The sequence below is a fragment of the Streptomyces sp. NPDC001970 genome, assembly GCF_053594115.1.
The window spans coordinates 301,465-314,101 of sequence record NZ_JBSFDW010000001.1 but is presented as its reverse complement, the minus strand read 5'-3'; the positions used below and the strand labels follow the sequence as shown (position 1 = coordinate 314,101).

Here is a 12,637-nt window from a genome sequence, read left to right as displayed (position 1 = left end):
CCGTCATCAATGCGCGTCAGTCCGTCGACGGCTGACGGCACATGATCAACTGCCGATGATCTCGGGGGATGTCCCGCCGAAGGCCCCCGCCTCCACCCCCGCCTCCCGAGCACGTACGCACCTGGCCCGATCGCGATGCGCTGCTCGCCGACCGGGCGGCGGTGCTCGGAGACCTCGTCAGGCGGCTCCTCGGAGCGCCGAGGCTGCTGCTGTTCCTGGCCGTGGTCGCCCTGCTGCAGCTGGCCTGGGGCTTCGTGGGCGCCGGACCGACCTCACTGGGGCAGGGCCCACCGGATCCGATGGTCCTGCTCTTCATGGTCTTCGGCGGAGCGATCGGTGTCGGCATCATGGTCGCGGCCGCTCTCGCCCTCGGCTCCGGCATCAGGCGCGACCGCCGTAGCCGTGAACTGCTCACCGAGTGGTCCTCGTTGGACCGCGACTCGACGGGGGACGTCCGCTTCCGCGCACCCGGCCCGCGCCTGTGCTGGTTCCTGGTGTCCTTCTTCATCGGCGCCTTCGGCCTCTGGCTCTCCTTCGCGGCCCCGGCGACCGCGCGCCCCAGCAGCTCGACGTACGGCGAGGTCGCCCACCTGATGGGCGTGGGTGTCATCCTCTGGGTGGCGGCCCTGATCGGCGCCACGAAGGCGGTGACCCACTACCGCTGGGCGGTCCGCCTCACCACACGCACCGCGGCGGCCGCCTCACCTGCGCACACGCCCGGCGGCTTGCACCGCTGACCCCCGCGGGCGATCCGTCATGTTCCCCCTCGGCGCAGCCGGCCCGCCAGTTCCGCAAGCCAGCCCCCGGGGGCGTACGGCGCGGGCGGGTCGACCTCCATGCCCAGTTCGGCGAGGGCGAGGGCGTAGTCCGCCTCGTCCAACGGGAGAGCCAGCAGATCGTGCAGCTCCCCCGCGAGCTGGGCGATCAGCCCGGGGTCCGTGGTGTCCAAGTAGTCCTGGAGCGCGGCATCATGATTTTCGAACTCGTCCGGCAGGTCCTGGGAGAACCAGCCGCCGAGGAGCTGCGCGACCTCGGGGAAGCGGGTGTGCCACTCCCAGCGGGTCCGCGGAGTGGCGGGCTGCGGGGCGCGGCCGGTCTCCACGCTCTCCTTGAGGCGGTCGGCGAGGCCGACCAGCCAGGCCTGGATCTCGGAGTCGGGCAGGCCCACGTCCGGTACGGGATAGAACTCGCCGAGGCGCAGGCGCAGTCGGCCCGGGGGATTGCCGGCGTACTCGCGCAGCTGCTGTTCGGCGATGGCGATGGCCCAGGGCCGCGTGCGCCAGGTGTGGCGGAGGTAGGCCGTCAGCGGCTCCTCGTCGTCGGCGGCCCTACCCGGGTAAGCGCGGATGACCTGGTCCAACTCGCCGAACCTGCGGTCGTGTTCGCGCGGCTTCGGGGACAACGTGATGCCTCTAGAGGTAGATCGGGAAGGTGGCGTGGACGGTGAAGCCGTGCGGGCTCCCGGTGTCCCGCTTGACGATGACGCGGGCGGCGCGCACGTCGATGGGCTCTCGTCCTGCCAGCATCATCGCCTGGAGCAGCACCCGCCCGACGGGCTCGGGCCGGGACGGCCAGGCCGCCTCGATCGTGAGGCGCTGTCGGGTCGACTGGGCGAGCCAGCGGTGGATGACCTGCTCATTGGCGGTCACGACCTGCTGGGTGGCCCACTGGGCGGTCTCCCGGTCGGGGTAGGTGGAGGTGCGGGTTCGTGCGGTCACGGTGTTCCCAGGTGGATCGGGTCAGTAGGCGTTGAACGACCAGAAGACGCCGACCTCGGTGTCCGAGACGGCGATCAGGCCGACATCCATCAGTAGAGTCAGACTCCGTCCCGCGCTCGCCCCCTGCGAGAAGTCGGGGTCCTTCGACGCGCGGGCGGCGACGGACGTGGTGCAGAAGGTGCATCCCGGTCCGTAACGGGACAGAAGGAGGTGTGCGTCGGCCAGCATGCTGTCCCGGCGTTCCGGAAAACCGGGGATGTTCTTCGTCTCGAACCACTCGTCCGTCATGGCGACCAGCAGATGGGCCGCGGAATCGGGCGAGATCTCGTACACGTCGGCGAGGCTCTCGACCGTCGGCGCGGCAAACGGAAAGAATTCCCCGCCCGGAGCGTTCCTGCGGTCGTCCTCGATGTCCCAGTCCAGAACCGCCCAGCCGCGCGGATCCGGAACGGCACGCGCCATGACCGCGAGGACGTCCTCCCGCCACTCGTCGTGGTGCCTCGGCCCGGTCGCGACATAGGAGTACGTGTCGTCGAACAGCCGCTCCGCGGCCGCTTCCCAGCCCTCGCGCTCCATCGGTTCCACTTCCCATCCCGGGGTGCCCCATTCGTCACTCCCGGCGCTGTAACAACGGTGGTCACAGGAGCGGCGGTTGAGGCCAGGGGACTGGATGCGACCACTCCCGCTGAACCACCGGATTACGCCGCCGGCCCGCCGATCAGCATCGTCGGCGCGCCCGCCACCCGGGTGAGGAAGACCGTCGCCGCGTTCGGGCCCTTCGGCTTGACCTTGCGGCGGACCTCCTCCGGCTCGACCGCCGAGCCGCGCTTCTTCACCGTCAGGTTGCCGACCTCGCGTTCGCGAAGCAGCGCCTTCAGCTTCTTCAGGTTGAAGGGAAGCTCGTCGGTGATCTCGTAGGCCGTGGCGTACGGCGTCGCGCGGAGCTCGTCCGCCGTGATGTACGCGATCGTCTCGTCGATGAGGCCGCCGCCGAGGTCCTCGGCGACCTCGGCGACCAGATGCGCGCGGATGACGGCGCCGTCGGGCTCGTACAGGAAGCGGCCGAGCTTGCGGACGGCGGGGTTCGGGAGGCCGCGGGAGGTGACCGTGGCGCCGTAGGGGAGCAGGGTGGCGCGACGGGCTCCGGGGTTGACGGGGCTCGTGATCGGGCCCGGATCGTGATGCCAGAGCACCGCCTCCTTCACATCGCCGCCGTCCGAGATCCACTCCGCCTCGAAGTCGTCCGGGACCAGTTCGTGCGGGATGCCGGGCGCGATCTTGATGGCGCCGGTGCCGACCCGGCGCACGGCGTCGATCGCCCAGGACAGCGGCGGGGAGTACGCCTCCGGGTCGAAGATGCGTCCCCGCCCGCCGCGCCGGGCCGGGTCGATGAACAGCGCCTCGGTGGCGGTGAGGTCGTAGTCCATGACGTCCGCGCAGGTGACCCACATCTGCGGCGTGCCCTCCACCACGGTGAGGACATTGACCAGAGCGGTCTCGGCGGTCACCGGGTCCCGGTCGACCGCCTGCACGACGAAGCCCGCACGGGCGAGGGCGATCGCGTCGCCGCCGATGCCGCAGCAGAGGTCGGTGATGTCGACCGGGCCGATGTCCCGGAAGCGCCTGGCCCGGTACTCGGCGACCGACGCGCGGGTGGCCTGTTCGATCCCGTTCGGCGTGAAGTACATCCGGTACGCGTCCTCCGCGCCGAACTTCGCCACCGCCCGCTGCCGCAGCCGCGCCTGGGTCAGCGCCGCCGAGACCAGCTCCGCCGGGTGGTCGCGGCGCAGCCGGGTCGCGAGGGCGAGCTCCTTTGCCGGGTCGTAGTCGCGCAGGGCGGCGAGCAGGGCCTGTCCCTCGTCGCTGAGCAGCGGGCCGAGGTGAGGGAAGGAGACATCGTTCACCCGGCCATTGTCGGCCAGGCGGGGGACGGTGGGGCGCCCGGCGGCGGTGTCGGACCGTTGCGGGCGGGCTGCGCTGACAGGATGCGGCGCCATGCAGCCTGTACGACAAAACGGAAATACGAGAAAAGGATCATCGGGTCGGAGTGTGATGCCGCCCAGGTGGAGCGGACGCACGCACCCCCGCCGGGGCCGACGTGACGCGCTGTCCCGGCAACGCCGCCGCGCGGTGCTGGCCGTCCTGCTCGTCGCCGCTCTCGGCTCCGCCTGTGCGGCCGAGCCGTCCGGCACCGCCACCACGGATCCGCGGGCCCCCGAGCCCGCCGCGCACGGGCGGCAGCAGCCGGCCGCCGGCCCGGCGGGCGCGCTGTCCGACTATGCGAAACGGACGAAGAAGGCCCACGCCGCCCGGGCCACGGCCGCCAAGCGCTGGGGCCTCAAGGCGGTCCCGCTGACCCCGCCCGAGCCACCCGCCGAAAAGCTCACGGTCACCACCCGCAAGGGCTTCGAGGTCGACGACCACGAGGGTCTGCCCCCCGTCTTCACCACCGTGCCGACGAAGGAGAAGGTCGTCTTCCTGACGATCGACGACGGGGCCGAGAAGGACCCCGAGCTGCTGAGAATGATGAGCGAGCTGGACATTCCGTACAGCGCGTTCCTCAGCGACTACCTCGTCCGTGACGACTACGGCTACTTCGAGGAGATGCAGGACCGCGGTGTCGCCCTGAACAACCACACCCTCAGCCACGCCTACCTGCGCGGGCTTTCGTACAAGAAGCAGAAGCGGGAGATCTGCGGGCAGCAGAAGAAGATCAAGAAGCGGTTCGGGAAGCGCCCCCGGCTCTTCCGGCCGCCGTACGGAAGCTACGACCGGCACACGCTGCGCGCCGCCAAGTCGTGCGGGGTGAAGGCCGTGCCGCTGTGGGCCGTGGAGGCGTTCCCCGATCGTGTGGAGTGGCGGGAGCCGGACCACACGCTGCGCCCCGGCGACGTCATCCTCACCCACTTCCGCGGCAAGGAGCAGTGGAAGGGCAGCATGCCCGACATGATCCGCCGGGTCATGAACGTCGCCACCGCGCAGGGCTACGCCGTGGCCCGGCTGGAGGACTACGTCTGAGCCGCACGCACCGGCTGCCGCCGCCCGCCCCGGTGGCGGCCGGTGCCCTTGCCCGCGTGCGACCGTCAGTGGCTCCCGCGGCCGTGGCAGCTCCCGCCCGCGCTGTGGCAGACACACCGGTCGCCGGCCGGCACGGGCACCGGCCCGGGGTGAGTCCCGCGGGCTTCCCGCGCGGCGGAGTGGAGCGCTCCGAGAACCAGCAGGACGACCACCAGGATCTGCGCGCCCGCCGTGATCCGGTGACCGCCGCGGACGAAGGCGTAAGCGGTGAGGGCGATCAGCCCCGCCGCGATGGCGAAACCGATGTACCGGGCCAGTCCGCCGACGGCGCCGGGGCGGCGTCCGCGGCGACCTCCGGGCGCGGGCCGGGGCGCATCCCCGGGCATCTCGGGTGCCTTGGGCCGTGCCCCCTCGGCGGCATCGCTGTCCGGCCGCGTCGCGACGTACACCCACATGGTGGTCACCGCGAGCGCGACGGCGTCCAGGAAGAGGACGAGCAGCGCGAGCGCGGCGTCGCCCCAGGGCCTGGCGGGGCCGCGGTGACGACCGCGCGGCGGGGCCGTGCCGATGGACACCTCCGTACGGTCGTAGGGCATCTCCGAACGGTCGTGGAACGCGGCACCGTGTCCCCTCGTTGTCCCTTCGGAGTCCGGATCGAGACCGAGCCGCAGCCCCGGGCCGCAGTCCCGAGACGCGACCACGGCCCGCAATCACGAGCCGCAATCACGAGCCGCAATCACGGGCCGCAATCACGGGCCGTCGACACTCGGCGCGCCGAGTGATTGGCACTCCGCTTGACCGAGTGCTAATCGCGGTCATAGTCTCGGCTCTGGCACTCCCCACTGGAGAGTGCCAACACAGCGACGGGCAGGTCCGGCACCCGCGACGACGGATCGACCTGGTCGCCACTCAGACAGTCAAACCCCGTGAGATCTCCGAAGGGGGAGGTCGGATCGTGACGACCACCAGCTCCAAGGTTGCCATCAAGCCGCTCGAGGACCGCATTGTGGTCCAGCCGCTCGACGCCGAGCAGACCACGGCCTCTGGCCTGGTCATTCCGGACACCGCCAAGGAGAAGCCCCAGGAGGGCGTCGTCCTGGCCGTTGGCCCGGGCCGCTTCGAGAACGGCGAGCGCCTGCCGCTCGACGTCAAGACCGGCGACGTCGTGCTCTACAGCAAGTACGGCGGCACCGAGGTGAAGTACAGCGGCGAGGAGTACCTCGTCCTCTCGGCTCGCGACGTGCTCGCGATCGTCGAGAAGTAGGCACCTGCAGTTTTGCTGTGAGTCGCGCCCCTGGCCCCCGCGTCGTAAAAAGCCGGGCGGCGAGGGGCGCGGTTCGTTTGTGAGCGATGGCGGCCCCTTCTCGAGGCGGCCGAGGATCGCAGATGAGAGGACTTGAGAAGCTCCATGGCGAAGATCCTGAAGTTCGACGAGGACGCCCGTCGCGCCCTTGAGCGCGGCGTCAACAAGCTCGCCGACACGGTCAAGGTGACGATCGGCCCCAAGGGCCGCAACGTCGTGATCGACAAGAAGTTCGGCGCCCCCACCATCACCAACGACGGTGTCACGATCGCCCGCGAGGTCGAGATCGAGGACCCGTACGAGAACCTCGGCGCCCAGCTGGTGAAGGAGGTGGCGACCAAGACCAACGACATCGCGGGTGACGGCACCACCACCGCCACCGTGCTCGCCCAGGCCCTGGTCCGCGAGGGTCTGCGCAACGTCGCCGCCGGTGCCTCCCCGGCCGCCCTGAAGAAGGGCATCGACGCCGCGGTCAAGGCCGTCTCCGACGAGCTGATCGCCACCGCGCGTCCGATCGAGGAGAAGTCCGACATCGCGGCCGTCGCCGCGCTCTCCGCCCAGGACCAGCAGGTCGGCCAGCTCATCGCCGAGGCGATGGACAAGGTCGGCAAGGACGGTGTCATCACCGTCGAGGAGTCCAACGCCTTCGGCCTGGAGCTCGACTTCACCGAGGGCATGGCCTTCGACAAGGGCTACCTGTCCCCGTACATGGTGAGCGACCAGGAGCGTATGGAGGCCGTCCTCGACGACCCGTACATCCTGATCAACCAGGGCAAGATCTCCTCCATCCAGGACATGCTGCCGCTGCTGGAGAAGATCATCCAGGCCGGCGCCTCCAAGCCGCTGCTGATCATCGCCGAGGACGTCGAGGGCGAGGCCCTGTCCACCCTCGTCGTCAACAAGATCCGCGGCACGTTCAACGCGGTCGCGGTGAAGGCCCCTGGCTTCGGCGACCGCCGCAAGGCGATGCTGCAGGACATGGCCACCCTCACCGGTGCCACCGTCATCGCCGAGGAGGTCGGCCTCAAGCTCGACCAGGCCGGTCTGGAGGTGCTGGGCTCGGCCCGCCGCGTCACCGTCTCCAAGGACGACACCACCATCGTCGACGGTGGCGGCAGCCACGAGGACGTCGTCGGTCGCGTCAACCAGATCAAGGCCGAGATCGAGACCACGGACTCCGACTGGGACCGCGAGAAGCTCCAGGAGCGCCTCGCGAAGCTGGCCGGCGGTGTGTGCGTGATCAAGGTCGGCGCCGCCACCGAGGTGGAGCTGAAGGAGAAGAAGCACCGTCTGGAGGACGCCATCTCCGCGACCCGCGCCGCGGTCGAGGAGGGCATCGTCTCCGGTGGTGGCTCCGCGCTCGTCCACGCCGTGAAGGTGCTGGAGGGCAACCTCGGCCTGTCCGGCGACGAGGCCACCGGTGTGGCGGTGGTCCGCCGCGCCGCCGTCGAGCCGCTGCGCTGGATCGCCGAGAACGCGGGCCTCGAGGGCTACGTCATCACCGCGAAGGTGGCGGAGCTGGAGAAGGGCAACGGCTTCAACGCCGCGACCGGCGAGTACGGCGACCTGGTGAAGGCCGGCGTCATCGACCCGGTCAAGGTCACGCGCTCCGCGCTGGAGAACGCCGCGTCGATCGCCTCCCTGCTGCTCACCACCGAGACCCTCGTGGTCGAGAAGAAGGAAGAGGAGCCGGCGGAGGCGGGCCACGGCCACGGCCACGGTCACTCCCACTGACGCGTTCGGACCGGTCCGGCCGGTTCTGACTCGCTCAGGGCTTGAGCAGGCCCCCGTTCCCGGAGAGGGAGCGGGGGCCTTGCGTCTGTCCGGGCCCTTGCCTGTGTCCCTGCCTTTGTCCTTGCCTCTGTCCTTGCCCGGGCTCCTGCCCGGTGTTCACATCTCGAGCACGCCGAGCCGGCCCATCAGACCGAGCCGGTCGTACTGCCACCAGCTCTCGCAGATCTTTCCCTCACGGCACCGCTGCACGGTCGTCCCGGTCATCGTCACCTGCTGGTCGGTCGCGGTGACCCCCATGAACTCGCCCTTGTGCAGGCCGGTCCAGGTCCAGCGCGTGCAGACGCGGTCGGCGTCGGCGATCTGGTCGTCGATCGCGAAGCCGAAGTCGAACCCGCCCCTCCACACATCGACTTCGCGGCGGAGTCCTTCCACACCCACGATGTCCTCGGCGTTGGAGGGATCGTGGTCGACGTAGTCGTCGGTGAGCAGCTCGCCCAGCAGGGCGGCGTCACCGCTCGGCAGCGCCTCCGTGAAGAACCTGCGGCAGGCCGACTCGTTCAGCTGCTCGTCCCTGATCACCTCGAGGTCGGTGAACGTCGGCATGTCGTCGCACAGCGCCACCACTTGCTGGAAGATCCGGTCGGTCTCGGGCAGGTTCGAGTTCTTCATCGCCTCTTCGTACGACGCGAACTCGACCAGCTCCACGACGTGCGTCGAGTCGGACCGGTCGGTGGCGACCAGGCTGTGCGTCGCGGTGCGCCTTCCCTCGGTCTGCTCGATCCAGGCGTCCAGGAGCCGGTTGAGCTCGTCCACGCGGTCCGTCTTGCAGTCGATCAATTGTGCGAATGTCATGGCGTCACCCCGGAGGTCGCTGGGTCACGCCCATTTTAGTGAGAATTGCCCTTTACGGCGGGTTGCGTATACGGGGCGCGGGGAGGTTGCACGGGAGCGTCACGCCCGGACGTCCCCGCTGCCGCCGCCCGCCCCGCACGACGACCGCACGTTCAGCCGCGGCAGCAGCGTCACATGCCGCCGAGGTTCGTCCGCGTCCTGCGCCGCATCGCCGGTCAGCCGTTCGATCAGCAACTCCGTGGCCTGCCGCCCCACATGACGCTTGGGCGGGGCGACGGCCGTCAGCGGCGTGTCGGCGAGGGCGGCGACCTCGTCGTCGTACGCGATCAGGGTCAGGTCCTCCGGCACCCGCAGGCCGAGCTCGGCCAGGCGCTGCACCATCTGGATCGCGTCGACGTCGTTGTGCACGAGTGCCGCCGTCGCCTCGCCCGAGACCACCGCCGCCCGCAGTGCCTGCGTGGCCGCCTCGAAGCCCTCGGGGCCCTGCTCGGCCGGCATCGAATCGATCACCGGCGCGGGTGCGCGCAACCCGAGCGCCCCCAGCGCCTCCCCGTACCCGGAGCGCACGGTCAGCGCCGTCGGGCTGTCCGCGCGCGCCACCAGCAGCGGGGTTCCGTGCCCGAGCCCGACGAGGTGACGGAGTGCGAGGAGCACCCCGTGCCGGTGGTCGGACGAGACCCGGTCCAGCTCGTCCAGCGCGCTCCCCGGCACCGGCAGGCGCTCCAGCAGCACGGCGGGTACGGGCAGTTCGGTGATCCAGTCGCCGTGCGTGGCCGGGTCCTCGGGGCCGCACCAGCCCGCCGCGACCAGCAGCCCTTCGGCACCCGCTTCCAGCAGTCCTTCGGTGCGCGCGGTCCTCGGCGGGGCGGTAGTCGGAGATCCGCAGGACGATCCGTGCCCCGGCGCGCTCGGCGGCATCGCTCGCACCGCGGATCACCTCCGCGAAGTAGTACGTCGCCGAGGGCGCGAGCATCCCCAGCACCAGTCCGCCCCCGCCGGCACGCTCCTGGGGGAGTGCATGCCGCTCGGGCCACCACCCCCGACGGCCCCACCGCCCAACTCCAGCCGGTGCACGGCTACACGGTGCGCACCGCGTCCGACACCGGCTCCACGCTCCAGGGCCCCGTCTCCCGTACCGCCGCGCTCCACGGCACGACCGGTGGCGCGTCCGGTGGCGCGTCCGGCGACGCGACCGGCGAGCGCGAGACGCTGTTCGTCACCCTCGCCTCGCTCACCGACGAGCCCGCCCCCGAGCCCGTCTCCTCACTCGCCGACATCGATATCACCGGCACCCGAACCCTCAAGGTGACCTGGCAGGACGGAACTACTTCGGTCCGTACTTGCGGCCCGCCTTGGAGCTGACCCCGCCCAGCAGCCGGCGCGGCGTCAGCTTCACCACGCCCATCAGCGCCTTGTAGCGCGGATCCGGGATGGAGACCGTCTTCCCGCGCGCCAGGTCGGCCAGCGCGGCCGACACCAGCTTGTCGGCGTCCAGCCACATCCAGCCCGGAATGTTGTCCGTCCCCATCCCGGCCCGCTCATGGAACTCGGTCCGTACGAAACCGGGGCACAGCGCCATCAGCCGCACCCCCGTCCCGGCCAGATCGCGCGCCGCGCCCTGGGTGAACTGCACGACCCACGCCTTGGACGCGCCGTACGTCCCGCGCGGCACGAACGCCGCCACCGATGCCACGTTCACCACGCCGCCGCGACCGCGCTCGCGCATCGCCCCGGCCGCCGCGGACGTCAGCCGCAGCACCGCTTCGCAGTGCACCTTCAGCATCCGCAGCTCATCGGCCATGGACACTTCGAGATACCGGCCCTTGTTGCCGAACCCGGCGTTGTTCACCAGCAGGTCGACGGGCCGCTTCCGGTCCGCGAGCCGGGCCTCGACCGAAGCGATGCCGGCCTCCTCCGCGAGATCCGCGGAGAGGACCTCCGCCTCGATGCCGTGCCGGTCGTGGAGCTCCGTCGCCTGCTCCAGGAGCCGCTCGGTGTCCCGCGCCACCAGGACCAGGTCGTGCCCGTCCGCCGCGAGGCGCCGCGCGAAGGCGGCCCCGATGCCCGCGGTCGCGCCCGTAATCAGTGCTGTCGTCATACGCGGCACGTTAGTGCCCCGCGTACGCGTGCGACGCACCTGGCCGCCCGTCACCCGGCGCGCCCCGACGTTCGTCCTCCGGCGCGCCCCGACGTTCGTCCTCCGGTGGCCCGGACGTTCGTCCTCCGGCGCGGGACCGGCCCTCGGGCCCTCTCCGGAACGCCCTGTCTACACGTCGTACTTGGCCACGTATTCCCTGGCGGCGGCCAGCTGCTCGGGATGGAGTGCCTCCCCCGCCGCGAGGACGCGCGGCAGCAGCGACCGCTCGGTCGTCCCCGCCCGGAAGGACAGTGCGACCGTCACGTCGTGGTCCGGCCGGTGCACGATCTCGATCGGGTCACCCGCCCGGATCTCACCCGGCTCGACGACCCGCAGATACGCCCCGGGGGCAGCGGCCCGCGTGAACCGCCTGACCCACCCCCGCTCGCCGAGACGGCCCGCGAACGTACGGCACGGAACACGGCCCGACGTGACCTGCAGGACCAGCTGTGCGCCGATCCGCCACCGCTCCCCGATGAGGGCGCCGGTCACGTCGAGCCCGGACGTGGTCAGGTTCTCGCCGAAGGACCCGTTCGGCAGGGGGCGGCCCAGCTCGCCCTCCCAGAAGTCGAGGTCCTCGCGCGCGAAGGCGTACACCGCCTGGTGCGTCCCGCCGTGATGCCGCAGGCTGCACACCGTGTCCCCGGCGACGCCGCTGCCGCCCGTGCCCTTGGGGCCGGGATCGGTCACCAGCGCAGGGCCGTCCGCCGGCTGCTTGTCGATCCCCGTCACGCCGTCCCTGTGGTCGGTGTAGTCGACGGCCTTCGGGCGTCCCACATTCACGGTCAGAAGCTGCATAGGGGCGACGCTAGCCCAGCACCGGGCCGCCTTCCTCAAAGATTCCATCGACTATTTCACCTGAACCCCAAGTGCGCCTTATGCTCAGAGGGTGATCGAGGCCCGTCATCTCCGTGTCCTGCGCGCTGTCGCCGCCACCGGTTCCTTCTCGGCGGCGGCGCGCGAGCTGGGCTGCACCCAGCCCGCCGTCAGTCAGCAGATGAAGGCACTCGAAACCTCCGCCGGCACTCCGTTGTTGATCAGGACCGGCCGGGAGATGCGGCTCACCCAGGCCGGGGAGGCCCTGGTGCGCCACGCCGCCGGCATCCTGGCGGGGCTCACCGCCGCGGAGGAGGAGGTCGCCGCGATCGCGGGGCTGCGCGCGGGCCGGGTCCGTCTGGTGTCGTTCCCCAGCGGCAGCTCCACCCTCGTGCCCACCGCGCTCGCCGCCCTGCGCGCGGCGCACCCCGGCACCCGTGTCTCGCTCGTCGAGGCCGAGCCGCCGCGCTCCGAGGAGATGCTGCGTGAGGGTGACTGCGATGTGGCGCTGGCCTTCCGCTACGGCTCGGCGGGCGCGGAGTGGGAGGACCTGGCCGTACGGCCGCTGCTGAGCGACCGGCTCGTCGGTCTGGTGCCCGAGGGGCACCGGCTCGCCGGCGCGGGAGCCGTCTCGATCGCCGATCTGGCGGACGAACCGTGGATCGCGGGCTGCCCGCGCTGCCGCCGCCAACTCGTGGAGGTCTGCGAGGAGTCCGGCTTCACCCCCAGGATCGACTTCGCCACGGACGACTACCCGGCCGTGGTCGGACTCGTCGGCGCCGGTCTCGGCGTCGCGGTGCTGCCGGAGCTGGCGCTGGAGTCGGTACGGCACAAGGGCGCCCGTACGGTCACGGTGGAGCCGTCCGTACAGCGCGAGATCGTCGCCCTGACCCTTCCTGATCTGGCCCAGGTCCCGACGGTCGCGGCCACCCTGGACCAGCTGGCGCTCGCTGCGGCGCGCTGAACTCCGTCCACCGGGCGCGCCCCTTCCCGTTGCGCGCTGAACTCCGCCCCCTCGGCGCGCTCCTGACGGCGCGCTGAACTCCGCCCCCTCGGCGC

The 12,637-nt window shown here is 71.2% G+C and carries 14 protein-coding genes and 1 pseudogene; 6 read left to right on the top strand and 9 right to left on the bottom strand.

Annotation, left to right across the window (positions count from 1 at the left end):
• The first annotated feature begins 68 nt into the window (after positions 1-68).
• Positions 69-737: a hypothetical protein gene (locus ACWCP0_RS01450; protein WP_451076834.1), complete on the top strand. Its 669-nt coding sequence runs from the start codon at positions 69-71 to the stop codon at positions 735-737.
• Positions 738-754: 17 nt separating this feature from the next.
• Here ACWCP0_RS01450 and ACWCP0_RS01445 read toward each other — a convergent pair whose 3' ends face one another.
• The 4 genes from ACWCP0_RS01445 to ACWCP0_RS01430 form a co-directional block, all read right to left on the bottom strand.
• Positions 755-1,402, bottom strand: a complete 648-nt coding sequence (locus ACWCP0_RS01445) for a contact-dependent growth inhibition system immunity protein (RefSeq protein ID WP_451076833.1) — start codon at positions 1,400-1,402, stop codon at positions 755-757.
• Positions 1,403-1,412: 10 nt separating this feature from the next.
• Positions 1,413-1,718: an RNase A-like domain-containing protein gene (locus tag ACWCP0_RS01440; RefSeq protein ID WP_451076832.1), complete on the bottom strand. Its 306-nt coding sequence runs from the start codon at positions 1,716-1,718 to the stop codon at positions 1,413-1,415.
• A gap of 21 nt (positions 1,719-1,739) precedes the next feature.
• Positions 1,740-2,303: a hypothetical protein gene (locus tag ACWCP0_RS01435; protein WP_451076831.1), complete on the bottom strand. Its 564-nt coding sequence runs from the start codon at positions 2,301-2,303 to the stop codon at positions 1,740-1,742.
• 113 nt (positions 2,304-2,416) lie between these two features.
• Positions 2,417-3,622, bottom strand: a complete 1,206-nt coding sequence (locus ACWCP0_RS01430) for a THUMP-like domain-containing protein (protein ID WP_451076830.1) — start codon at positions 3,620-3,622, stop codon at positions 2,417-2,419.
• 226 nt (positions 3,623-3,848) lie between these two features.
• Between ACWCP0_RS01430 and ACWCP0_RS01425 the strand changes: the two genes are divergently transcribed.
• Positions 3,849-4,736 carry a polysaccharide deacetylase family protein gene (locus ACWCP0_RS01425; protein WP_451077009.1) on the top strand — a complete coding sequence of 296 codons (888 nt, stop codon included), beginning with the start codon at positions 3,849-3,851 and terminating at the stop codon, positions 4,734-4,736.
• A gap of 65 nt (positions 4,737-4,801) precedes the next feature.
• On the opposite strand, the gene ACWCP0_RS01420 is transcribed toward ACWCP0_RS01425, so the two are convergent.
• On the bottom strand, positions 4,802-5,332 hold the full coding sequence (locus tag ACWCP0_RS01420; RefSeq protein ID WP_451076829.1) for a hypothetical protein: 531 nt from the start codon (positions 5,330-5,332) through the stop codon (positions 4,802-4,804).
• Positions 5,333-5,691: 359 nt separating this feature from the next.
• Between ACWCP0_RS01420 and groES the strand changes: the two genes are divergently transcribed.
• Entirely contained in the window at positions 5,692-6,000 is a 309-nt protein-coding gene (gene groES / locus ACWCP0_RS01415; RefSeq protein WP_017949608.1) for a co-chaperone GroES, read from the top strand.
• Between the two features lie 144 nt (positions 6,001-6,144).
• A complete protein-coding gene (gene groL / locus ACWCP0_RS01410; protein ID WP_451076828.1) occupies positions 6,145-7,773 on the top strand; it encodes a chaperonin GroEL in 1,629 nt (542 codons plus the stop codon).
• A 156-nt stretch (positions 7,774-7,929) separates the two neighbouring features.
• Here groL and ACWCP0_RS01405 read toward each other — a convergent pair whose 3' ends face one another.
• Positions 7,930-8,625: an ester cyclase gene (locus ACWCP0_RS01405; protein WP_451076827.1), complete on the bottom strand. Its 696-nt coding sequence runs from the start codon at positions 8,623-8,625 to the stop codon at positions 7,930-7,932.
• 99 nt (positions 8,626-8,724) lie between these two features.
• Positions 8,725-9,619: pseudogene (locus ACWCP0_RS01400) on the bottom strand (LacI family DNA-binding transcriptional regulator); the annotation flags it as partial.
• A gap of 20 nt (positions 9,620-9,639) precedes the next feature.
• Between ACWCP0_RS01400 and ACWCP0_RS01395 the strand changes: the two are divergent.
• On the top strand, positions 9,640-9,987 hold the full coding sequence (locus ACWCP0_RS01395; RefSeq protein ID WP_451076826.1) for a hypothetical protein: 348 nt from the start codon (positions 9,640-9,642) through the stop codon (positions 9,985-9,987).
• Here the strand turns inward: ACWCP0_RS01395 and ACWCP0_RS01390 are convergent.
• Together ACWCP0_RS01390 and ACWCP0_RS01385 are read right to left on the bottom strand one after the other, a co-directional pair.
• Complete coding sequence (locus ACWCP0_RS01390; RefSeq protein ID WP_451076825.1) at positions 9,950-10,723, bottom strand: SDR family NAD(P)-dependent oxidoreductase; 774 nt, start codon at positions 10,721-10,723, stop codon at positions 9,950-9,952. The genes ACWCP0_RS01395 and ACWCP0_RS01390 overlap by 38 nt on opposite strands.
• A gap of 168 nt (positions 10,724-10,891) precedes the next feature.
• Entirely contained in the window at positions 10,892-11,560 is a 669-nt protein-coding gene (locus ACWCP0_RS01385) for an MOSC domain-containing protein (RefSeq protein ID WP_451076824.1), read from the bottom strand.
• A gap of 91 nt (positions 11,561-11,651) precedes the next feature.
• Here ACWCP0_RS01385 and ACWCP0_RS01380 point away from each other — a divergent pair, with 91 nt between their 5' ends.
• Positions 11,652-12,542 carry a LysR family transcriptional regulator gene (locus ACWCP0_RS01380; protein WP_451076823.1) on the top strand — a complete coding sequence of 297 codons (891 nt, stop codon included), beginning with the start codon at positions 11,652-11,654 and terminating at the stop codon, positions 12,540-12,542.
• Positions 12,543-12,637 lie beyond the last annotated feature (95 nt).

Bases quoted from the DNA above. Each gene is read 5' to 3' on its own strand.
- ACWCP0_RS01450 (WP_451076834.1), top strand. From the start codon at position 69: ATGTCCCGCCGAAGGCCCCCGCCTCCACCCCCGCCTCCCGAGCACGTA.
- ACWCP0_RS01420 (WP_451076829.1), bottom strand. From the start codon at position 5,332: ATGCCCTACGACCGTACGGAGGTGTCCATCGGCACGGCCCCGCCGCGC.
- groL (WP_451076828.1), top strand. From the start codon at position 6,145: ATGGCGAAGATCCTGAAGTTCGACGAGGACGCCCGTCGCGCCCTTGAG.
- ACWCP0_RS01405 (WP_451076827.1), bottom strand. From the start codon at position 8,625: ATGACATTCGCACAATTGATCGACTGCAAGACGGACCGCGTGGACGAG.
- ACWCP0_RS01390 (WP_451076825.1), bottom strand. From the start codon at position 10,723: ATGACGACAGCACTGATTACGGGCGCGACCGCGGGCATCGGGGCCGCC.
- ACWCP0_RS01385 (WP_451076824.1), bottom strand. From the start codon at position 11,560: ATGCAGCTTCTGACCGTGAATGTGGGACGCCCGAAGGCCGTCGACTAC.